Annotated in this window: 20 protein-coding genes and 1 tRNA gene; 16 read left to right on the forward strand and 5 right to left on the reverse strand. The window is 63.4% G+C overall.

The features are described from left to right. The first annotated feature begins 5 nt into the window (after positions 1–5). The 9 genes from BHE75_RS04285 (at position 6) to BHE75_RS25280 (ending at position 8,965) form a co-directional block, all read left to right on the forward strand. The gene (locus BHE75_RS04285; RefSeq protein ID WP_084652917.1) at positions 6–1,391 is read left to right on the forward strand and encodes a tyrosine-type recombinase/integrase; all 1,386 of its coding nucleotides are present in this window, start codon (positions 6–8) and stop codon (positions 1,389–1,391) included. A 73-nt stretch (positions 1,392–1,464) separates the two neighbouring features. Continuing rightward, entirely contained in the window at positions 1,465–4,695 is a 3,231-nt protein-coding gene (locus BHE75_RS04290) for an Eco57I restriction-modification methylase domain-containing protein (protein WP_191225147.1), read from the forward strand. Next, positions 4,695–5,402: a hypothetical protein gene (locus BHE75_RS23910; RefSeq protein ID WP_139181637.1), complete on the forward strand. Its 708-nt coding sequence runs from the start codon at positions 4,695–4,697 to the stop codon at positions 5,400–5,402. Before BHE75_RS04290 ends, BHE75_RS23910 begins: the two co-directional genes overlap by 1 nt. Positions 5,403–5,457: 55 nt before the next feature. Further along, positions 5,458–5,652: a helix-turn-helix transcriptional regulator gene (locus BHE75_RS04295; RefSeq protein ID WP_070932661.1), complete on the forward strand. Its 195-nt coding sequence runs from the start codon at positions 5,458–5,460 to the stop codon at positions 5,650–5,652. Then, positions 5,652–5,849 carry a hypothetical protein gene (locus BHE75_RS23915; RefSeq protein WP_139181638.1) on the forward strand — a complete coding sequence of 66 codons (198 nt, stop codon included), beginning with the start codon at positions 5,652–5,654 and terminating at the stop codon, positions 5,847–5,849. Before BHE75_RS04295 ends, BHE75_RS23915 begins: the two co-directional genes overlap by 1 nt. Then, positions 5,842–6,786 (forward strand): toprim domain-containing protein, encoded by a 945-nt coding sequence (locus BHE75_RS04300; protein ID WP_070932663.1) that lies wholly within the window; start codon positions 5,842–5,844, stop codon positions 6,784–6,786. Before BHE75_RS23915 ends, BHE75_RS04300 begins: the two co-directional genes overlap by 8 nt. Before the next feature lie 5 nt (positions 6,787–6,791). Then, a complete protein-coding gene (locus tag BHE75_RS04305; protein ID WP_139181639.1) occupies positions 6,792–8,075 on the forward strand; it encodes an AAA family ATPase in 1,284 nt (427 codons plus the stop codon). A gap of 79 nt (positions 8,076–8,154) precedes the next feature. Then, positions 8,155–8,871, forward strand: coding sequence for a hypothetical protein (locus tag BHE75_RS23065; RefSeq protein WP_254684359.1), 717 nt, complete (start codon positions 8,155–8,157; stop codon positions 8,869–8,871). Next, the gene (locus BHE75_RS25280) at positions 8,816–8,965 is read left to right on the forward strand and encodes a hypothetical protein (RefSeq protein ID WP_368073057.1); all 150 of its coding nucleotides are present in this window, start codon (positions 8,816–8,818) and stop codon (positions 8,963–8,965) included. The genes BHE75_RS23065 and BHE75_RS25280 overlap by 56 nt, the downstream gene beginning before the upstream one ends. Before the next feature lie 260 nt (positions 8,966–9,225). Here BHE75_RS25280 and BHE75_RS04310 read toward each other — a convergent pair. Further along, positions 9,226–9,302, reverse strand: a tRNA-Arg gene (locus BHE75_RS04310). An 81-nt stretch (positions 9,303–9,383) separates the two neighbouring features. Between BHE75_RS04310 and BHE75_RS04315 the strand changes: the two genes are divergently transcribed. Further along, entirely contained in the window at positions 9,384–9,896 is a 513-nt protein-coding gene (locus BHE75_RS04315; protein ID WP_070932667.1) for a hypothetical protein, read from the forward strand. Positions 9,897–9,943: 47 nt separating this feature from the next. Here the strand turns inward: BHE75_RS04315 and BHE75_RS04320 are convergent, their stop codons facing one another. Continuing rightward, positions 9,944–10,474, reverse strand: coding sequence for a gamma carbonic anhydrase family protein (locus BHE75_RS04320; RefSeq protein ID WP_245896751.1), 531 nt, complete (start codon positions 10,472–10,474; stop codon positions 9,944–9,946). A gap of 2 nt (positions 10,475–10,476) precedes the next feature. Continuing rightward, positions 10,477–11,034 (reverse strand): GNAT family N-acetyltransferase, encoded by a 558-nt coding sequence (locus BHE75_RS04325; RefSeq protein ID WP_070932671.1) that lies wholly within the window; start codon positions 11,032–11,034, stop codon positions 10,477–10,479. Positions 11,035–11,274: 240 nt separating this feature from the next. Between BHE75_RS04325 and BHE75_RS04330 the strand changes: the two genes are divergently transcribed. Next, the gene (locus tag BHE75_RS04330) at positions 11,275–11,907 is read left to right on the forward strand and encodes an Npun_F0296 family exosortase-dependent surface protein (protein WP_070932673.1); all 633 of its coding nucleotides are present in this window, start codon (positions 11,275–11,277) and stop codon (positions 11,905–11,907) included. A gap of 409 nt (positions 11,908–12,316) precedes the next feature. Here the strand turns inward: BHE75_RS04330 and hemB are convergent, their stop codons facing one another. Continuing rightward, positions 12,317–13,312 (reverse strand): porphobilinogen synthase, encoded by a 996-nt coding sequence (hemB, locus tag BHE75_RS04335; RefSeq protein WP_070932676.1) that lies wholly within the window; start codon positions 13,310–13,312, stop codon positions 12,317–12,319. Between the two features lie 280 nt (positions 13,313–13,592). Here hemB and BHE75_RS04340 point away from each other — a divergent pair, with 280 nt between their 5' ends. Further along, positions 13,593–15,710, forward strand: a complete 2,118-nt coding sequence (locus BHE75_RS04340) for a TonB-dependent receptor domain-containing protein (RefSeq protein WP_070932678.1) — start codon at positions 13,593–13,595, stop codon at positions 15,708–15,710. Between the two features lie 200 nt (positions 15,711–15,910). Here the strand turns inward: BHE75_RS04340 and BHE75_RS04345 are convergent, their stop codons facing one another. Beyond that, complete coding sequence (locus BHE75_RS04345) at positions 15,911–16,972, reverse strand: phosphotransferase (protein WP_070932680.1); 1,062 nt, start codon at positions 16,970–16,972, stop codon at positions 15,911–15,913. Positions 16,973–17,237: 265 nt separating this feature from the next. Here BHE75_RS04345 and BHE75_RS04350 point away from each other — a divergent pair, with 265 nt between their 5' ends. Genes BHE75_RS04350 through BHE75_RS04365 form a run of 4 tightly spaced genes read left to right on the forward strand, consistent with a single transcriptional unit; the run spans position 17,238 to position 19,207 of the window. Next, positions 17,238–17,714, forward strand: a complete 477-nt coding sequence (locus BHE75_RS04350) for a VOC family protein (RefSeq protein WP_070932682.1) — start codon at positions 17,238–17,240, stop codon at positions 17,712–17,714. A 3-nt stretch (positions 17,715–17,717) separates the two neighbouring features. Next, positions 17,718–18,065 carry an antibiotic biosynthesis monooxygenase family protein gene (locus BHE75_RS04355; RefSeq protein WP_070932684.1) on the forward strand — a complete coding sequence of 116 codons (348 nt, stop codon included), beginning with the start codon at positions 17,718–17,720 and terminating at the stop codon, positions 18,063–18,065. Next, positions 18,066–18,413, forward strand: coding sequence for a GFA family protein (locus BHE75_RS04360; protein WP_015459447.1), 348 nt, complete (start codon positions 18,066–18,068; stop codon positions 18,411–18,413). Next, on the forward strand, positions 18,410–19,207 hold the full coding sequence (locus BHE75_RS04365; protein ID WP_070932686.1) for a DUF72 domain-containing protein: 798 nt from the start codon (positions 18,410–18,412) through the stop codon (positions 19,205–19,207). Before BHE75_RS04360 ends, BHE75_RS04365 begins: the two co-directional genes overlap by 4 nt. Positions 19,208–19,227 lie beyond the last annotated feature (20 nt).

The raw sequence follows: 19,227 nt of genomic DNA on the forward strand, positions 1-19,227 counted from the left end.
GGAGGGTGATCAGCAATCAGGAAAAGGCAACGGCGATGGCTAGAGCGTCAATCACGAAACGGACGGTGGACGCGGCAAAGCCGGGCCTGAAAGATTCGTTCCTATGGGACGATGACGTTGCCGGGTTTGGTCTCAAGGTCACACCATCTGGCGGTAGAATTTACATCTACCAATATCGTATCGCCCGCCCCGGCCACGCCGAACGGACCACGATGAAGCGGTTCACCATCGGCAAGCACGGAAACCTGACGCCCGATCAGGCGCGCAAGCGGGCGAAGGAACTGGCGGTAATGGTGGAACAGGGCATTGACCCCCGCCAACGTGAACTGGACGCGTTCGCCGCTGCTGACGAAGCCAAGCAACGGGCAGAGGAACAGGCCCGGCGCGATACCGATCTGGCCTTCGAGAATGTCGCAGCCCGCTGGTTGGCGGAATATGAATTGGGGCACCGTCCCCGTTCCTATGGACAGGCCGCGCTCGTGGTGAACAAGCACCTTATGCCCAAGCTGGCGAGCAAGCCCCTGCCCTCCATAGGTCGCGCCGATCTGCAAGACATTTTGGACGGCATCCCGGCACGCCAAGCGGCAACCCGCCGCACTGTCTATGCCTATGCGTCCATATTCTTCGGCTGGGCATTCCAGCGCGGCGACATTGCCGAAAACCCATTGCAAGCGATGGCCAAGCCCCAGGCCCCCAAGGCGCGCGATAGGGCGCTTGCCGATCAGGAACTGGCGACGATCTGGAAAGCGACAACCGACCTGCGCCAGCCCTTGAGCACCTTCTATCGCGTGTTGCTGCTGACCGGGCAGCGCCGCGAGGAAGTGGCGGGCATGAATTGGGCTGAACTGGACCGCTCGACGGCGACGTGGACGATACCAGCCGACCGGGCGAAGAACGGCGTTGCCCATATCGTGCCCCTCGCCTCCACCGTGGTGGCCGAACTGGACCGGCTGGCGCTGGCGGTGCAGGTCCGCGAAAAAAGCGATAATCAGGATGCGCGGAACTGGCCCAAGGCTGGCCCCGTCATGTCCTTTACCGGCAAGGTCGCGCTTAGCTGCTATTCACAGGCCAAGGCGGCGCTTGATGCCGAAATTGCCAAGGTGCTGGCGAAAGCTGGCGACGAACCGATGGCTCATTGGCGGGTGCATGATCTTCGCCGCACGCTGGCCACCGGGTTTCAGCGGCTAGGCATCCGGTTTGAAGTGACCGAGGCAACGCTTAATCATGTGAGCGGGGCCAAGGGCGGAATTGCAGGCGTCTATCAGCGCCATGACTGGAAAGAGGAAAAGCGGGCGGCGTTAGACGCATGGGCGCGTCATGTGCAGGCCATCGTGCATCCTGCCGACGCTAGCAACATCGTGAAAATAGGAATCGTTCAAAAATCGGCATAAACTTTGATGAGGGCTGGTTTCCCAACTTATGGGGCGGCTGGCAGAAACATATAGCAAAGCAGGGGCTGGCCGCGTGCAACTTTTCAATGCCAAGACAATCAATCGCCACATCGCCCGCGCTGCAACACCCGATCCAGCCAAGTTGGAAATCCTTCGTCAGTGGGGCGACACGATCCGCGACCGCTCGATTGAGACGCAAAAGGAAACCGCCCTTCACGGCAATTTCAAGCAGCGGATCATTTGCGATGTGCTGGGCTATCGCGATTTCAACGAAAGCGGCCAGTGGACCGTGGACGTGGAAGCGCAAATTGGCGCGGGATCGGTTGACCTTGCTTTCGGGGATTTCACCAAAGATTCGCGCCGGATCATCGCCCCATTCGAACTGAAGGGCGCAAAGACCAAAAACCTAGATGCCATTATGCCCGGCCGGGCCAAGTCTCCCGTTCAACAGGCATGGGAATACGCCAGCGACAACGTTGGAACCAAATGGGTGCTGGTTTCCAACTATCTTGAAATCCGGCTCTACAGCTATGCGGACGGGCGGCAATTCCATGACAGTTTCGATCTGGCGAAGCTGCATGATCCAGCCGAATATCAGCGCTTCATGCTGCTGCTGTCAGCGGAAAACCTGCTGTCCGGGCAGACCTTGGCGATATTGGAAGAAAGCCGGAAGGAAGACCGCGACATTACCGCCCGGCTCTATGCCGACTATCGCACCCTGCGCAGCGATCTGATCGGCGCGGTGCGAACCGAACTGCCCGAAGGCGACCCGCTGGAATCCATCCGGCTGGGCCAGACCATATTGGACCGGGTGCTGTTCATTGCCTTTGCCGAGGATAACGGCCTGCTGCCCGATGACAGCCTGCTGAACGCCTTCCAGCACCACGACCCCTACAACCCCAAGCCGGTCTGGCTGACGTTCCTGGGCCTGTTCAACGCGATTGATCGGGGCAACGACGCGCTCAGAATCCCCCGCTACAATGGCGGCCTGTTCCAGCCGAACGCTACCATCGATGCGCTGGCCTTGCCGGATCACATTTGCGAGGGTTTCAGACGGCTGGCGGAATATGACTTCGCCAGCGAAATTTCCGTCACGGTGCTGGGCCACATATTCGAGCAGTCGATTGCCGATGTGGAGCAGCTTCAGGCCGAAGCGCTGGGCGAAGCGCCGGTGGAGAAGAAAGCCAGCGGCACCAGTGGGCGGCGCAAGCGTGACGGCGTGGTCTATACTCCCGACTACGTGGCGCGCTTCATTGTGGATCAGACGCTAGGCACACACTGCAAAGAGATTTTTGCCGAAATCCTTGCCCAATATGCCGCCAAGGGGGCGAAGGCCCATGACGACGCGATTGCGTGGAAATCCGCAAAGGCGGAAAGGCAGGCATGGGCCGAATACCGCGACCGGCTAACAGCCCTGCGCATTGTCGATCCGGCCTGCGGATCGGGCGTGTTCCTGATCATGGCCTTTGATTACATGAAGGCCGAACTGGAGCAGGTGAACACCAAGCTGGCCGAACTGGAAGGCAAGGGCATGGCGGGGAACCTGCTGGACCCTGACAGCGAAATCCTGACACACAACCTGTTCGGCGTGGACGTGAACAGCGAAAGCGTGGAAATCGCCAAGTTGAGCTTGTGGATCAAGACTGCACGGCGCGGCAAGGTGCTGAACAGTCTCGATCGCAATCTGCGGGTGGGCGATAGCCTGATCGAAGATAGCAGTTTCGCTTATCGCAACCACGGCTTCGAATGGAAAACCGCCTTCCCTGACATATTCGCACGCGGCGGCTTCGACGTAGTGCTGGGCAATCCGCCCTATGTGCGACAGGAATTGCTGAAAGACCTGAAACCATATCTCGAAAACCGATTTGAGGTCTATCACGGCGTAGCGGACCTTTACGCCTATTTCTTTGAACGTGGCTTGCGTATCCTGAAACCGAGCGGACGGCTGGGATTCATCAGCAGTGCTACCTTTTTCAAGACCGGATCGGGCGCGCCGCTGCGCGATTTTCTGCGCACCAACGCCACGCTGGAAACAATAGTGGACTTTGGCGATCATCAGATTTTTGCAGGCGTCACCACCTATCCCGCGATCCTGACCATGCGTGCGGACGCACCGCCGCAGAACCATGCATTACAATTCTGGAACATTGACGTAATGCCAGATGGCAGTTTTGCCGACGCCTTTGCCGATGCGGCGCAACCCTTCCCGCAAGAGGCAATGGGGCGCGGTTCGTGGGAACTAGAAAGCCCTGCGCTGCGTGAGCTACGCACCAAGCTTGTTAGCGGGAGGCAAACGCTTGGGCAGTGCATCGGCAGTGCCACCAGAGGCCTTACCACGGGGCGCAACGAAGCCTTTGTAATTGATAAAATCACACGCGACAAAATAATTGAAAGCGACCCGAAATCTGCCGAAATCCTTAAGCCTTGGCTTGAAGGTAAAGACATAAAGAGGTGGCGCGCTGAAAGCCGCAACCTTTATCTGATACTTTTTGAGCGTGGATGGACCGATAGGACGTTCGGGCCAGACACCGAAGCCGTCCAGTGGGAACGAATGCGAGCCAAGTATCCTGCTATCTGTGCATGGCTTGAACCTCAACAGGAGTTTTGCAAAAGGCGGCTTGATAAAGGGGATTATTGGTGGGAACTTCGGGCCTGCACCTATTATGAACACTTTAAAGAGCCAAAAATAATTTCTACAAAAATATCAATTGGTCCGACCTTTACCGTGGACAGATGTGGATCTTTTTTAGGAAATACATCATATTTCTTGAACTCAGAAACTGACATTGATTTTTACGTTGCGATTCTCAATTCTTCCGTGGCCACGATGCTTTTGCCAAGCTTGTTTGTGGTCAAGGAAGGCGGTTTTTTTGAGATTCAGCCGGAAGGGTTGGCAAAAACGCCAATCCCATCAGCAACCGAAACCCAAAAAGCGGAACTGGGCGCGCTGGCAGCAGCCGCACACGCAGCGGCGGTAAAACGCTACGATCTGCAACAGGCGATTACCCGCCGAATTCCCGACCTTGCCGCCGATTCGACCAATGCGAAATTGACTGGCAAGTTGAAGCAATGGTGGGGCCTGCCCGACTTTGCCGCCTTCCAGAAGGAAGTGGAAAAGGCGCTAAAGGCCAAAATACCCCTTCAGGAGCGCAACGAGTGGGAAAACTGGATCACCACCAGCCGCACCGAGATTCATGCCCTGACCGCCGAAATCGCCCGGCTAGAAGCCGAAATAAACGCGAAGGTTTATGCGTTGTTCGATCTGACACCCGATGAAATCGCGCTGCTAGAGGCCAACGTTTGATGGTTATCCGGCGCAGCATCAGGGGCGAGGGAATAACTGCGCATGAGACGTTCACTTGGAACAAGGAGGACGAGAAGGACCCGCAAATTGCGGAAATTATGGAGGGTAATACTTTTGAAGGAATGCTTTCCCTGATTGAAACGGAATGCTTCGCAATCATGGCAGAGGTAGATTTGCCTAATTGTTACGGAAGTTGGAGTTACAACGCCAAGGGTGAATGGAAGAGTCCACCCAATCTCGAAGATTATTTTGGCGGCGGCTGGAGTATAGCGAACACCCATTGGCCGATAGCAGAAGCACGCGGTTTCGGTTTGGACAGCGTGGTCGGATTCGCGGCTCGAATGCTACAGCAGATAGTCTTGATCAAGCGTGCGACTAATCCGGAACAGGCTGGCTGGGTTGCACTCCAATCCTATTTTCTGGGAATAATGCGTGCCGAAATGCGCATTAAACTGGAGCATGAACCCAAGTGGCGAACAGGCGTGAAACAGCATGAAACACTGTCAGACACGCGAACCCGCGCCAATGACCAGAGGCGTGCAAAAGCCCGCCAAGTGCACAGTGCGTGGCAGGAAGAAGCTGATAAAATTTGGGCCAAGCGCCGGGGCCTAACGAAGGCAGCCGTCGCAGAGATTATCTGTAAGCTGAGGGGGGGCAAGGTGAATACAATCAGGCAGGCTCTGAAAAAACCTGACGAGGCTGGCTAAGCGCCGTCACTTCTACCAGCATATATGAAATGTCGCCAAACAAAAGGAGGCGACATTGGATATTCTGAATACAATTGAAGCGGCGGAATATGTCCGCCTTTCGAAGCCGACGCTGGACCGGCTTCGCGTATCGGGCGAAGGTCCGGTTTATGCCCAGCTTGGCCGCGCTGTGCGCTATCGCAAGGCTGATCTGGACGATTGGCTCGCTAGCCGTCTGACCCGCTCCACCAGCGAGAGGGGCGCGGCATAATGGGAACCGCAAACGAAAATGGCCCCGGTGTGCAGACCGGGGCCGGGAACCATGACGCTGCTGGCATCAGTAATTCCGACGCGCTCAATACCATTATTGCGGCGCAGGCTCAATTCCTGATCGCCGTGCATCACGTCCGACCTGAACTGGCGGCGATGGTAGCGGCAGTCGTGTTTGGGAGAGGCTGCGATGTCTAACCCGGTGGCTGATTTTATGGATGCGATGGCAACGGCAGGCATCCGCCCCATCGAGCCGATTGCCGTCAAGCTGGCTTCCGGTCATCCTGTCCGCTTTCGCGCCATCGGTGACAAGCCCGGACGGCGTAACGGCTGGGCATGGCTGCACCTTGATGGCGTGCCCGCTGGTGTGTTCCGGCATTATCGGCTGGGCATCCGGACGGTATGGCGGGCGGGGAGCGATCCCCGTTCGCTGTCACCAGCCGAACGACGCGCGATCATGGCTCAGGCCCGTGAAAGCGAAGCCCGGCGCAAAGCGGAAACCGTGGCCAAGCAGGAAGCGGCGGCTGGCGCGGCTCGCGATCTGTGGCGCGGTGCAGGCAAAGCCGATCCGGCGCATGGGTATCTGGCACGCAAGGGGCTGCCCCCGTTCGGCATTCGGCAATATGGCGACGCGCTGCTTGTCCCGATGGTCGATCCCGGCTTTCGCCTGTGGAATGTCCAGCGCATGTATCCGGATGGCCGCAAGCTGTTCCTGTCTGGTGGGCGTACCGATGGCCTGTTCTGGCCCCATGCGGTGTACATGCAGGATGGCAGGCCATCGGCTGGGCCGCTGGTAATCGGGGAAGGCTTTGCCACCATGGCGGCGGTCCACCATGCGACCGGGTACGGCGTTGTCGCGGCCATGTTTGCTCGCAACCTCAAAACTGTCGCCCGCGCCATGCGCGAGTTGTTCCCCAGCCGGACGCTGATCATCGCGGCGGACGATGACCGTCACCTGCCAGAAAATCTTGGTCTGGATGCCGCCCGAAAGGCCGCTCAGGCCGTTGGGGCGCTTTTGGCTGTGCCGCTGCCCCTTGGGCTAGAAACGCGCTCGGTAAAATCAGGAATCGATTTTGCGGACATTCCCCGCGATCGGGTTGCAGCACGTATTGCCGCTGCTCGGTTGGAGGAGTGATCGCCATGGCATCAACCGCAACCGCGCCTATGGATTTGGCTGCAATACACCCCGATGAAGCGGCGGCGCGAATCCATGCCCACAACACCTTGCGCGCCACGCCCTACCGCTGGCCCGATCCGGCATCGCTACCGACGCGGCAATGGCTGCTTGGTCATTGGCTCCTTCGGGGCGAGGTCACGGTGATGATCGCGCCGGGTGGGGTTGGTAAAAGCACGATCAGCAATATTATTGCGCTGTGTTTGGCAAGCGGCCGAACGTTTTTGGAGAAGCCGGTTCCGCGAGGCTCGCAAGGGGTTTGGATTTTCAATCTCGAAGACGGCACCGAGGAATTGGAGCGTCAAATGGCTGCCGCTTGCCTGTTCCACGGCATCGACCGGGAAGAATGCGACGACCGGCTCTACCTTGATAGCGGCATAATTCAGCCGCTTTGCACCGCGACTGAGGACAGACACGGTTTCACGCTGTCCGAAGCTACCTTCGATCAGCTCGCCGCGACAATTCGCGAACGAGACATATCGGTCCTGTTCGTTGATCCCTTCGTTTCCAGCCATTTGGTGCGAGAGAGTAGCAACGAAGCAATCGACGCCATCGTGAAACGGTGGAAGCGGCTGGCACAGGAAACCGGCTGTGCAGTGGTCTTGGTACATCACACCAAGAAGCTAGGCGACCGCGACGTATCCGCCGAAGACGGGCGCGGCGCGTCGGCACTGCCCGCTGCCGCCCGTGTCGTTCTCACCCTCAATCGAATGTCCAAAGGTGAGGCGACCCGGCTGGGCATAGTCAATGGGACTGAATGGAAGTCGCTCGTTCGCATAGATACCGGCAAGGGCAATCGCGCGCCGCCGGACCAGGCGACATGGATCAAGCTGGAAAGCCAGGATTTGGGGAATGGCGAATTTTGGGTTCCCGGCGACCAGGTGGCTGTCGCGCGAATCTGGCACGCTCCCGAAGCTGCCGATCTTGATCCGATGAGCGTTCGCGAAATTCAGCATCGCATGGGCGGCGCGGCTTTCGGGGAAAATTGCCAAGCTCGCGACTGGATTGGCAATGTGATCGCTGACGTGATCGGGCTTTGTCCAGTGGACGACAGAGCCGAGGTGCAGGCGATCCAGCGCCAGATGATTGCCGCCGCATACCTGAAGCCCGAAGCTCGCCGAGTTAGCGGGCGGGATCGCCCCATGGTGATCATGGGTAAATCGGTCGCCGATGCGGAACTAACCGAAAATCCGCACCCTGAAAAGTGTGGTGCGGCAAGTGCAGAAGGTGTGGCGAGCGACCCTGACTGAACCAACCACACCACCCGCACCTCCCTTTAGGGGAGTGCGGTGGTGGTGGTGCGGGTAAAGAGCTTTGAAAGGTAAAAAAATGAAACCCGAACCAAATCCAACTCCGAAGGCTGCCGCGAGTATCGTGCCGCCGGACAACCACCCCAATGATGCCTTCGAGGTATCGAGGGGGGACAGCGAAAAGATATGCCCCGCCGTGGCGAAAGCGCTGTTAGCACCGGACGCGAGGCACAGTGCAGTAATACAGCACTTGCTGTCAGCACATTTTGGCAAGCTGGCTTCCGCACCTGGGTTGGGCGATTATTCTGACGCGCTCCGAAAGCGGGAAGACGAGGCGGAGAAAGGCGACTTGGCATTAGTCAGCAGGACGCTGGCGGCCCAAGCATCTACCCTCGACGTGATTTTCGCGGAGATGGCCCGCCGCATGGCTTTGAACACAGGCGAGCACCTTGGAGCGACCGGGATATATGCTCGTATTGCGTTGAAAGCCCAAGCGTCATCGCGCGCGACATTGGAAGCCTTGGCGAAGCTGCACCAACCGCGCGAACAGACGGTGCGCCATGTTCATGTGAACGAAGGCGGGCAAGCCGTGGTCGCCGATCAATTCCATCATCACGCGGGGGGATCAGAAAATGCAAAATCAGCCGAACAACCCCATGCACCCGAAAGTGGAGCGGCTGGCACAGGCTCCACGTTGCCTTGCCCGGACCAGAACGGGGAAGCCGTGCCAGTCGCCAGCAGTGAAGGGAAATCGCCGTTGCAGGATGCACGGCGGAAAAGGCAGCGGCGCGCCTGAGGGTAACAAGAACGCGTGGAAGCATGGCGGGCGATCTGCTGAAACCATGCAGGCGCTGGCGCTGATCAAGGAACTATCAAGGGCGCTGAATTAACCCCGCCGTTGCGCCATTGCGCATTCCGTGCGCGGGCAGGGGGATGATATGAAAACCGCCTGGAATATAAAAAGCGCAATCCCCATGCTCGAACGCAAACACTCGTGCGCGCATGGAGGCAAGGTTTGCGCGCTAGTGGGATGGCACTGTTGCGCAGAGGCGAGGCTGCCCAATTTTCCCCGCCTGATTGCTATCTGATTGCTAGAACGGCGAGAGGTGGCACCCGACAGGAAGCCACCTCACCTAAGTCATTGAAAAAGTGGCGCGCCCGGAACGATTCGAACGTCCGACCCTCAGATTCGTAGTCTGATGCTCTATCCAGCTGAGCTACGGGCGCGTTGGAGTGGCGCTATTAGTCGGGGGCGAAGCGGAGCGCAAGCCCGTTGCCGCGAATAATTTGCGGGCCTAAAGCCATGGCATGATTTTCCTCCCGAAGATGGCGCCCGCAGCGGCGATTCTGGCCGTGGCGATGCTGGCGGGATGCGCCGGATCGGACATCGCCTTCCCCTCGCTCGCGCCCCGCGCGGTGGAAAAATTGCCGATCGAGGACCCGGTGAGCGATTCGACCGGGCCGGTCGCGGTGCCGGCGTATGCGGCGACGGCGGCCGCGATCCGGGCGCAGCTTGCCGCGGCGGAGACGGCGCGCGGGCGATTCGACGGCGAACTGGCCGATGCGCGGCGCGCGGTGGCCGCCGCGGCGGGGCAGCCGGCGGAAAGCGAGGAGTGGATCGCGGCGCAGCAGGCGATCAGCCGGCTGGATCAGGAGCGGGGGCCGGTGACGTCGGCGCTGGCCAGCCTGGACGAGATGGTGGTCGCGACCGGCGGCGCCCCCTCGCCCGAGCTGGCCAACGCCTGGAGCCGGGTTTCGGCGATCGACGAGGCGCAGCGCCGGGCCTTCGGCGAGGTGGCGGGCAAGCTGCCCAACCCCTGACCGGGTTCGATCCCCGGCGGAGCCCCATCGACGCCGGCTGGATATCCTCAGCCCGCGAGGGCCGCGGCGTGGCGGCGGGCCAGCTCGACATAGCCGGCCACGCCCTTGCGATGCGCGGCGAGATCCTCCTCCGTCAGATCGCGGACATATTTGGCCGGGCGGCCCGCCCACATCTGGCCGGAGAGGATGCGCTTGCCCGGCGTGAGCAGCGCGCCCGCCGCGAGCATGGCATCGCTTTCGATCACGCACCCGTCCATCACGATCGCCCCCAGGCCGACGAAGGCGCGATCGTGCAGGTGGCAGCCATGGACGATGGCGAGATGGCCGATCAGGCAATCCGCGCCGATCACCGTATCATATTGCTTCGTCGTGACGTGGACGACGGTGCCGTCCTGGATATTGGTGCGCGCGCCCACCGATATCGGCGCGACATCGCCGCGCAGCACGCAATTATACCAGACGCTCGCCCCTTCCCCGAGCACGACATCGCCGATCAGGCGCGATCCCGGCGCCACGAAGCCCGCGCGCGACACGTCCGGCGTGGCCCCGTCGAAGGGCAGGAGGGTGACGCCCGCCATCGTCATGCCGTTTTCCATGCGCCGACCTCCCAGTCCTTCGCCTCGATCAGGTGGAGGATGGTGGGATTGTCCTCCGGCCCGAAACGGGGATCGTTGAAATCCAGATCGGGCCGGCGCGTCATCCCCAGCCGCCGCATCAGGCCCCAGGAAGCGGCGTTGCGCTGGCTGGTGATGGCGATCACCAGCGGCGCGCCGACCGTGCCGAAGGCGAAGTCCAGCGAAGCGGAGGCGGCTTCCCGCGCATAGCCCTGGCCCCAGCAATCCTTGTCCAGCCGCCAGCCGATCTCCACCTCGCCGGGCAGCGTCGCGCCTTCCGCGTCGAACAGCTTGAGCCCGCACAGGCCGATCGGCCGGCCGTCCGCCTTGCGGAACAGGCCGAAGAAGCTGAAGCCGCGTTCGGCCTGGAGGCGGATCATCTTGTCGATGCGCTCGTCGCTGGCCTCGCGCGTCTGCGGGCCGCCGAGCAAGGCCATCACCTCCGGATCGGCGCATTGAGCGGCCGCCCAGGGCTTGTCGGCCTCCGTCATCGGCCGGAGAATCAATCGGTTCGTCTCGATCATCTGTCTCTCCCCGCGCCTGTCCTAGGCAGGGCGGGGCGGCATCGCAAATATCGGGAGCGCCGCGGCGGCGAGAGTCGGAAACTTTTACACCGCAGCGCAGCAACCCCTGCGGCAAATTCGCAAAATCCGCGGAATTGCGCCAGCACGGCTGTCTGGCACGGCCCGTGCATGTGATGGCAGCGAGGGTATACCACTTTCGGGATACCTCTTTCAGCTTCAATCCCCGTCGAAAGGGAATCCATGTTCAAGACGCTTGCAGCCGCTCTGCTTCTGACCTGCGCCGCCACCTCGGCCAATGCGGCCACCTTCGTGTTCGCCCAGGGTGAGGGCGGCGCCAAGGCGTTCGAAACCGTGATCGCGGACTTCAACGATCCCGCGAACAACAGCCTGGTGAGCGGCATCAACTTCAGCTTCCTCGACGCCGCGACCAGCGGCGGCACCGGCGCGCTGCCGGGCGCGGGCGATGGCAGCCGCTATCTTTCGGTGCTGGGCGGCGGCTATGCCGAGATCAGCCTGCCGGCCGCGACGAGCTTCAGCATCGATGTCGGCTCGCTTGACAGCTACAACCTGATGACGCTGCTATATTCGGACGGCACCACCGCCGACCTGAGCGGCGACACCATCTTCAATGGCGATGCCGATGGCAACCAGACCAGCCCGTCCGCCAATGGCCGCCTGACCGTGTGGGCCGATGCCGGCAAGATCATCACCGGCATCCGCTTCTCTTCGGACTCGAACTCGTTCGAGGTCGACAATCTCGCGATCACCGCGGTTCCCGAGCCTTCGGCCTGGGCGCTGATGCTGGCCGGCTTCGGCCTGATCGGCACCGGCCTGCGCAGCCGTCGCCGCGGGATCGCGCCGCAGGCCGCCTGATCCGCTTTATTCCCTTATCGGGGAGGAAGGCCGCCGGCCCTCGCAAGGGGGCCGGCGGTTTTCGTTTGGGGATAAGCGCGCGAGCGTGATGGCAATACGGAGCGGCCGGCTGGTGCGGGCGGGCGCCTGATCGGGCGGCCGCGATGCGATGGCCGGATGGCGACGGCAGGGCTCGCCGGAAGCGCGCGGGGGCGGATCGGCATCCCGGGTGCAGATGCGGGCCGGCCCCGAAGGCTCCGCCACGCGGGGTCGATCCGGGGGCCGTGGCGGGCGCCGGGAGGCTCCTGGCGGCAGCGTCCGTGGAGGGATGGCCCCGGACCGGGTCCGGGGCGGCGGCAGGCATGCAGGTCGGCTCGGCCGGGCCTGCAAGACGGGCGCGGGGCCCCGGCGGCCCGCCTGAGGCCCACCCTCAGCCCGCGAGCAGGCGGGCGGCGTGGGCGGCGTGGTAGGTGAGGATGCCGGAACAGCCCGCGCGGCGGAAGGCGGTGAGGGCTTCCAGCACCAGCGCGTCGCGATCGCCCGCGCCGGCCGCGACGGCGGCCTCGATCATCGCATATTCGCCGGACACCTGATAGGCGAACACCGGCACCTCGAACCGTTCCTTCACCCGGCGGATGATGTCGAGATAGGGCAGGCCGGGCTTCACCATCACGCTGTCCGCGCCCTCGGCGAGATCGAGCGCGACCTCGCGCAGCGCCTCCTCCGCATTGGCATAATCCATCTGATAGGCGCGCTTGTCGCCCTTCAGCAGCCCGCCCGATCCCACCGCATCGCGGAAGGGGCCGTAGAAGGCGCTCGCATATTTGGCCGAATAGGCCATGATCTGCACGTTGCGATGGCCGCCGGCCTCCAGCGCGGCGCGGATCGCGCCGACGCGGCCGTCCATCATGTCCGAAGGGGCGACGATGTCGGCGCCGGCTTCCGCCTGCACCAGCGCCTGGGCGACCAGCAGCTCGCTCGTCTCGTCGTTGAGGACATAGCCGGTGGCGTCGACCAGCCCGTCATGCCCGTGCGAGGTATAGGGATCGAGCGCGACATCGGTGAGCACGCCGATATCGGGCACCGCATCCTTGATGGCGCGGATGGCGCGGCACATCAGATTGTCGGGATTGAGCGCCTCGCGCCCGTCGTGGGTGCGCAGATCGCGCGGGGTGTTGGGGAACAGGGCGAGGCAGCCGATGCCCAGCGCCTTCGCCTCCTTCGCCACGGCGCCGATCCGGTCGATCGAATGGCGCGACACCCCCGGCAGCGTCTTCACCGGATCGGTGACGCCCTGGCCCTCCGTCACGAACAGCGGCCAGATCAGGTGCGCCGGCGACAGATGCGTTTCGGCGACGAGCGCGCGGCTCCAGGCGGAGGCGCGGGTGCGGCGGAGGCGGAGGGCGGGAAAGCTGGCTTGGGTCATGGCCGCCCCTTCTAGGCGGCGAAACCGCAAACGGGAATGCGGCAAAATGACCCAAGGCCGGGCTATTGCCGCGCCACGAGACGAGAGCCGACGGCCTGCGGGGCCGGAGGGCGTTGCCGGCCCGTCACCCGATGAGCATGGCCGCTGCTGCGATAATTTCCGTTCAATTCAAATATGTAATGATTTGTTGCTCGCCCTCGCTTCGGTTGACAGGGCGGGGAGCGGTTCGCATCAGCCCGACTGATATTGAAAATGATTATTAATAAAGAGTCGGGGGAACATGCATTTCCGATCCACGTCGCGCGCACGGCATCTCGTCGGCGCAGCCCTTATCGCCTTTGGCCTGGCCGTTGATCCGGCCCTTGCGGCGGACGCCGGGCCGCAGGCCGATGCCGACACCATCGTCGTCACCGCCGCCGGCTATGAGCAGAAGATCGCCGAGGCGCCGGCCAGCATCAGCGTGCTCGACCGGCAGGACCTGGAGGACAAGCGCTTCGGCAGCCTCGCGGAGGCGCTGCAGGACGTGCAGGGCGTGGATGTCGGCGGCGAGGCGGGCAAGACCGGCGGCCTCAACATCTCGATCCGCGGCATGCCGAGCGACTATACGCTGGTGCTGATTGACGGCCGCCGCCAGAACGCGCCCGGCAATGTGACGCCCAACGGGTTCGGCGAATCCTCCACCGGCTTCCTGCCGCCCTTTTCCGCGATCGACCGGATCGAGGTGGTGCGCGGGCCGATGTCCACGCTCTACGGATCGGATGCGATGGGCGGCGTGGTGAACATCATCACCCGCAAGGTCGGCGATCATTGGGTGGGCAGCGCGACCGCCGAGACCACCATCCAGGGCGACGACCGGTTCGGCAACATCCAGTCGCTCAACGGCTTCGCGCAGGGGCCGGTGGTGCCCGGCCTCGTGGGGCTCACGCTGCGCGGCAGCCTGTTCCACCGCGAGGCAGCGAATATCGGCATCCCCGGCGATCCGGCGCTGACGCTGGGCCGCAACCCGGTGCGATCCGACATCTACACCTATGGCGGCCGGCTGACGCTGACCCCGCATGCCGACCATGACCTGTGGTTCGAATATGACCGCAACGAGCAGACCTACGACAATAGCGAGGGGCAACTCGGCACGCTGGGCGTGCGCGGCGGATATGCGGAGGAGCAGCGCTTCAACCGGTCCAACTATGTGGCGGCGCATAGCTGGCGCACCGGCATCGGCACGCTGGACACCACCTTCACCCGCAACGATACCGAGACAATCGGCCGCACCGTGCCGCCGGGCACGCCGGGCGTGGACCCCGGCAGCCCCCGCATGCTGGAGGCGCGCAACGACATCCTCGATTCCCGCTTCACCGGGAAGGCCGGGCCGGTCGCCTTCACCGTGGGGGGCCAATATTGGTGGGCGCGGATGGTGGACGGCGTAGCGCCGGCGCCGTTCAAGTTCACCCAATGGGCGGGCTTCGGCGAGGCAACCTGGACGATCGTCGACGGCTTCAGCCTGACGGGCGGGGCGCGGTATGACGATCATTCCACCTTCGGCGGAAAATGGTCCCCCCGCGCTTATGCGGTGTGGAATATCGACGAGCGCTTCACCCTGAAGGGCGGCGTGAGCCGGGGCTTCAAGACGCCGCGGCTGGAGCAGATCGCCGACGGCATCATCGGCTTCGGCGGGCAGGGCACCATCCCGCTGATCGGCACGCCGGGCCTGAAGCCGGAGACCAGCACCTCCTACGAAGCCGGCCTCTATTATGACGGGCACGGCTTCTTCAGCGGCAACGTCACGCTGTTCAACAACGCGTTCAAGGACAAGATCGCCAGCGGGCCGGGCATTCCCAACTGCCGGTTCGCCGGCAATCCCGATCGGCCGGGATGCCTGGATGTGGGCGCCTTCCCCAATGTCGACCTGTTCGGCCAGTCGATCAACATCGACAAGGCGGTGACGCGGGGCGTGGAAGTGGCCACCCGCCTCGCCTTCACGCCAAGCCTGACGCTGTCGCTGAACTACACCTATACCGACAGCGAGCAGAAGAGCGGCGAGCAGAAGGGCATGCCGCTGATCGGCACGCCCGAGCATATGCTGAACGGCCAGATCCGCTGGAAGGTGGACGACAAGGCCACCCTATGGGCGCGCAGCGAGATCCGTTCGAGCCGCTGGCGCGGCGACAATGCCCAGCAGGCGGCCGTGGGCGACTTCAGGGGATATGAGCTGTTCCATTTCGGCGGCGCCTATCAGGTGACGCCGGCCTTCCGGCTGGCCGCGACCGTCTACAATTTGTTCGACACCGACTATGCCGTCTACCTGCCCTATCCCAGCGGGACGACCACGGCCTACACGCCGGCTTATTCGATCAACCAGGAAGGCCGCCGCCTGTGGCTTTCGGTGAATGTGGACTTCTGATGTGAGGGGGGCTGGGCAGGCCCGCTGACGACTGGAGTGCTGGGGGGCGGGCCGACATTCCGCCAGTTCCCCCCCTTCGTCATTCCCGCGCAGGCGGGAATCACGGTTTTGGGGGGGCGTTTCCGCAGGAATGACGGTGGTGGCGCGAACGGAAGGGCCGTTTTCCAAGGAAAGGCACCTCGCCGGCCCTCCCGGCGCAGCTAGCCGCCCTGGGCCGCCTTCCAGCCGGCGGCGGCGAGGGCGGGGAACTTTTCCGCCATTTCGCGGGCGTGGGCGGATGCCGCCGTGCCGCGGACGACGCGGCCCTTGATGCCGTGGATGATCGCCGCCAGCCGGAAGATGTTGAAGGCGGTGTAGAATTGCAGGTCCGGAATGCCGGCGCGGCCGGTGCGCGCGCAATAGGCCGCGACATAATCGGCTTCGGACGGGATGTTGAGCGTCGCGAGGTCCGCGCCGGCGATGCCGGTCGCGATCGGCGGGGCCAGGCGATACATCATGAGATGATAGGCGAAATCGGACAGCGGATCGCCCAGCGTGGACAATTCCCAATCGAGCACCGCGACCACGCGCGGCNCGGTGGGGTGGAAGATCATGTTGTCGCAGCGATAATCGCCATGGGTGATGCGCACCTCGCCCTGCGGCGGGACATGCGCCTCCAGCCAGCCGATCAGCGCATCCATGTCGTCGTTGCGGCCGGCCTCGACATCCTCATGATATTGCTTCGTCCAGCGGCCGATCTGCCGTTCGAAGAAATTGCCGGGCTTGCCATAGTCGCCAAGGCCGATCGCCTGCGGATCGATGCCGTGCAGCCGGGCGAGCGTGGCGTTCATCGCGTCGAAATAGGCCGGCCGCTCCTCACGCGAAACCTGGGGGAAGGTGGCATCCCAGAAGATGCGCCCTTCCACCATGTCCATCACGTAGAACCAGGTGCCGATCACGCTGTCGTCGGTGCAAAGGCCGTGGACGCGGGCCACCGGGAAATCGACGGTGGCGAGCGCGGATAGCACCCGCGCCTCGCGCTCCACCGCATGCGCGCCCTTCAGGATCTGGCCCGGCGGCTTGCGGCGCAGCACATAGGCGCGGCCGGGCGTGGTGAGCTTGTAGGTCGGGTTGGACTGGCCGCCCTTGAACTGCTCCACCGTCAGCGGGCCTTCATAGCCCGCGACATTATCGGCCATCCAGGCGGCCAGCCGCGCCTCATCGAAGCGATGCGCCTCGCGCACGGGGGTGGTGCCGCTGTTCTGATCCTGCCGATCGGCCAAGCCTGTTCTCCCTCGATCATGGTTCCGGCGTGGCTGAAACCACTTTTTGCCGCATGCCTAGCGGTCTGGCCGGGACGGGTGCATCCGCATCGCCCGGACAATCAGACCACCGATCCACTAGTGCGGTTCGCGCGCTGGCGGAACCGGGAAGCGATCCTTCGATGGCGCAATTCCCTTGCCCGGTCGCNGAACAAAAGCCGCGCTTCCGGGTCGGACGCTACGACAGGGCCGCGAGAGCCCCGCCCCCCGATCGGGAGAGAATCCGATGTCGAAGATCGCACCCTGCCTGTGGTTCGCCACCGAAGCCGAGGAAGCCGCCCGCTTCTACGCCGGCCTGATCCCCGATTCGCGGATCGATCAGGTGCAGCGCGCGCCGGCCGACAGCCCCGGCGGGCAGGCGGGAACGGTGCTGGTGGTGGGCTTCACCCTGGGCGGCACCCGCTTCACCGCGCTGAACGGCGGGGTGGGGGCGGAGTTCAGCCACGCCATATCCTTCCAGATCGACTGCGCGGACCAGGCGGAGGTGGACCGGCTGTGGGACGGGCTTTCGGCCGGCGGCAAGACCGAGCAGTGCGGCTGGCTGCGCGACCGTTACGGCATTTCCTGGCAGATCGTGCCGACCGCGCTGCCGAAACTGCTGGCCGATCCTGATCCGGCGAAGGCGAAGCGGGTGATGGAGGCGATGCTGGGCATGACCAGGATCGACATCGCCGGGCTGGAGCGCGCCTGGCGGGGGGCGTGACGGATGTTCGTCGCGGTCTATTGGTGGTGGGTCCACCCCGGCAAGGAGGATCAGTTCCGCGCGGCCTGGCGGCGCGGGACGGAACTGATCACGCGAATCTACGGCAGCCTGGGATCGCGGCTGCACCGCGCGGCGGACGGCCGCTTCGTCGGCATCGCCGAATGGCCGGACGAGGAAACATGGCAACACGCCATGGATGCCAAGATGGCCTATGACGAGCCGGAGACGCGGGCCGCCTTCGTCGATGCGATCGCCGATGCGCCCCACGATCCGCTGTTGACCTTGACGGTCACGGACGATCTGTTGCTGCGCACGCTGGACGTGGCGGACGAGGATTTGGGGAGGATGTGAATGCTGCACGGAAGCTGCCATTGCGGAGCGGTGACCTTCACGGTGGAGGCCGATCCGCCGGAACAGGCGGTGGCGTGCAACTGTTCCCACTGCCGGCGCAAGGGCTTCCTGCTGGCTTTCTACGGCGCGGACCGGTTCCGGCTGGAACAGGGCGAGGAGGCGCTGGGCAGCTACCTGTTCAACCGCCACGCCATCACGCACCGCTTCTGTACCACCTGCGGCTGCCAGCCCTTCGCCGAGGGAACGGCGCCGGACGGCAGCGCGACCCGCGCGGTGAACCTGCGCTGCGTGGAGGAGGTGGACCCCGATGCCATCGCCGTCCAGCATTTCGACGGGGCGAAGCTTTGAGCCACGGCGCGATCCGCGTCGGCATCGGCGGCTGGAACTATGAGCCGTGGCGCGGCACCTTCTACCCGGAGAAGCTGCCCCAGGCGAAGGAGCTGGCCTATGCGGCGGAGCGGCTCACCGCGATCGAGATCAATTCCACTTATTACAGCACCCAGAAGCCGGAAAGCTGGCGCAAATGGGCTGATGCCGTGCCCGAGGGCTTCGTCTTCACCGCCAAGGCATCGCGTTTCTGCACCAACCGCCGGGTGCTGGCGGAGGCGGGCGATTCGATCGCCAAGTTCCTGGGGCAGGGATTGACCGAGCTGGGCGACAGGCTCGGCCCGATCCTCTGGCAGTTCATGCCGACCAAGAAGTTCGACCGCGAGGATTTCGGCGCCTTCCTGAAGCTGCTGCCGCATGAGCAAGGCGGCCGGCGGCTGCGCCATGCGGTGGAGGTGCGGCACGAAAGCTTCCGCGATCCCGCCTTCGTCGATCTGGCGCGCGACAATGGCGTGGCGATCGTGTTTGCCGACCATGCCGAATATCCCGCCATCGCCGATCTGACCGCCGATTTCGTCTATGCCCGGCTGCAGCAATCGCGCGAGGAGGCGGCGACCGGCTATGATGCGGCGGCGCTCGACCATTGGGCCGATGTCGCGCGGAGCTGGGCCGGGGGGCACCAGCCGCGCGGGCTCGATCATGTGGCGCCGAGCGCGCCGGCGGCGAAAGGGCGGGACGTGTTCCTGTTCTTCATTTCCGGCGCCAAGGTGCGCAATCCGGCGGCGGCGCAGGCGCTGATCGAACGGGTGGGGTAGGGCGATGCCTCCCCTCCCTT

This window comes from Edaphosphingomonas haloaromaticamans (assembly GCF_001853345.1).
GTDB lineage: Bacteria > Pseudomonadota > Alphaproteobacteria > Sphingomonadales > Sphingomonadaceae > Sphingomonas_E > Sphingomonas_E fennica.

Bases quoted from the DNA above. Each gene is read 5' to 3' on its own strand.
- BHE75_RS04340 (WP_070932678.1), top strand. From the start codon at position 13,593: ATGCATTTCCGATCCACGTCGCGCGCACGGCATCTCGTCGGCGCAGCC.
- BHE75_RS04355 (WP_070932684.1), top strand. From the start codon at position 17,718: ATGTTCGTCGCGGTCTATTGGTGGTGGGTCCACCCCGGCAAGGAGGAT.
- BHE75_RS04305 (WP_139181639.1), top strand. From the start codon at position 6,792: ATGGCATCAACCGCAACCGCGCCTATGGATTTGGCTGCAATACACCCC.
- BHE75_RS04300 (WP_070932663.1), top strand. From the start codon at position 5,842: ATGTCTAACCCGGTGGCTGATTTTATGGATGCGATGGCAACGGCAGGC.
- BHE75_RS23910 (WP_139181637.1), top strand. From the start codon at position 4,695: ATGGTTATCCGGCGCAGCATCAGGGGCGAGGGAATAACTGCGCATGAG.
- BHE75_RS04315 (WP_070932667.1), top strand. From the start codon at position 9,384: ATGATTTTCCTCCCGAAGATGGCGCCCGCAGCGGCGATTCTGGCCGTG.
- BHE75_RS23065 (WP_254684359.1), top strand. From the start codon at position 8,155: ATGAAACCCGAACCAAATCCAACTCCGAAGGCTGCCGCGAGTATCGTG.
- BHE75_RS04350 (WP_070932682.1), top strand. From the start codon at position 17,238: ATGTCGAAGATCGCACCCTGCCTGTGGTTCGCCACCGAAGCCGAGGAA.
- BHE75_RS04320 (WP_245896751.1), bottom strand. From the start codon at position 10,474: ATGGCGGGCGTCACCCTCCTGCCCTTCGACGGGGCCACGCCGGACGTG.
- hemB (WP_070932676.1), bottom strand. From the start codon at position 13,312: ATGACCCAAGCCAGCTTTCCCGCCCTCCGCCTCCGCCGCACCCGCGCC.
- BHE75_RS04360 (WP_015459447.1), top strand. From the start codon at position 18,066: ATGCTGCACGGAAGCTGCCATTGCGGAGCGGTGACCTTCACGGTGGAG.
- BHE75_RS23915 (WP_139181638.1), top strand. From the start codon at position 5,652: ATGGGAACCGCAAACGAAAATGGCCCCGGTGTGCAGACCGGGGCCGGG.
- BHE75_RS04325 (WP_070932671.1), bottom strand. From the start codon at position 11,034: ATGATCGAGACGAACCGATTGATTCTCCGGCCGATGACGGAGGCCGAC.
- BHE75_RS04330 (WP_070932673.1), top strand. From the start codon at position 11,275: ATGTTCAAGACGCTTGCAGCCGCTCTGCTTCTGACCTGCGCCGCCACC.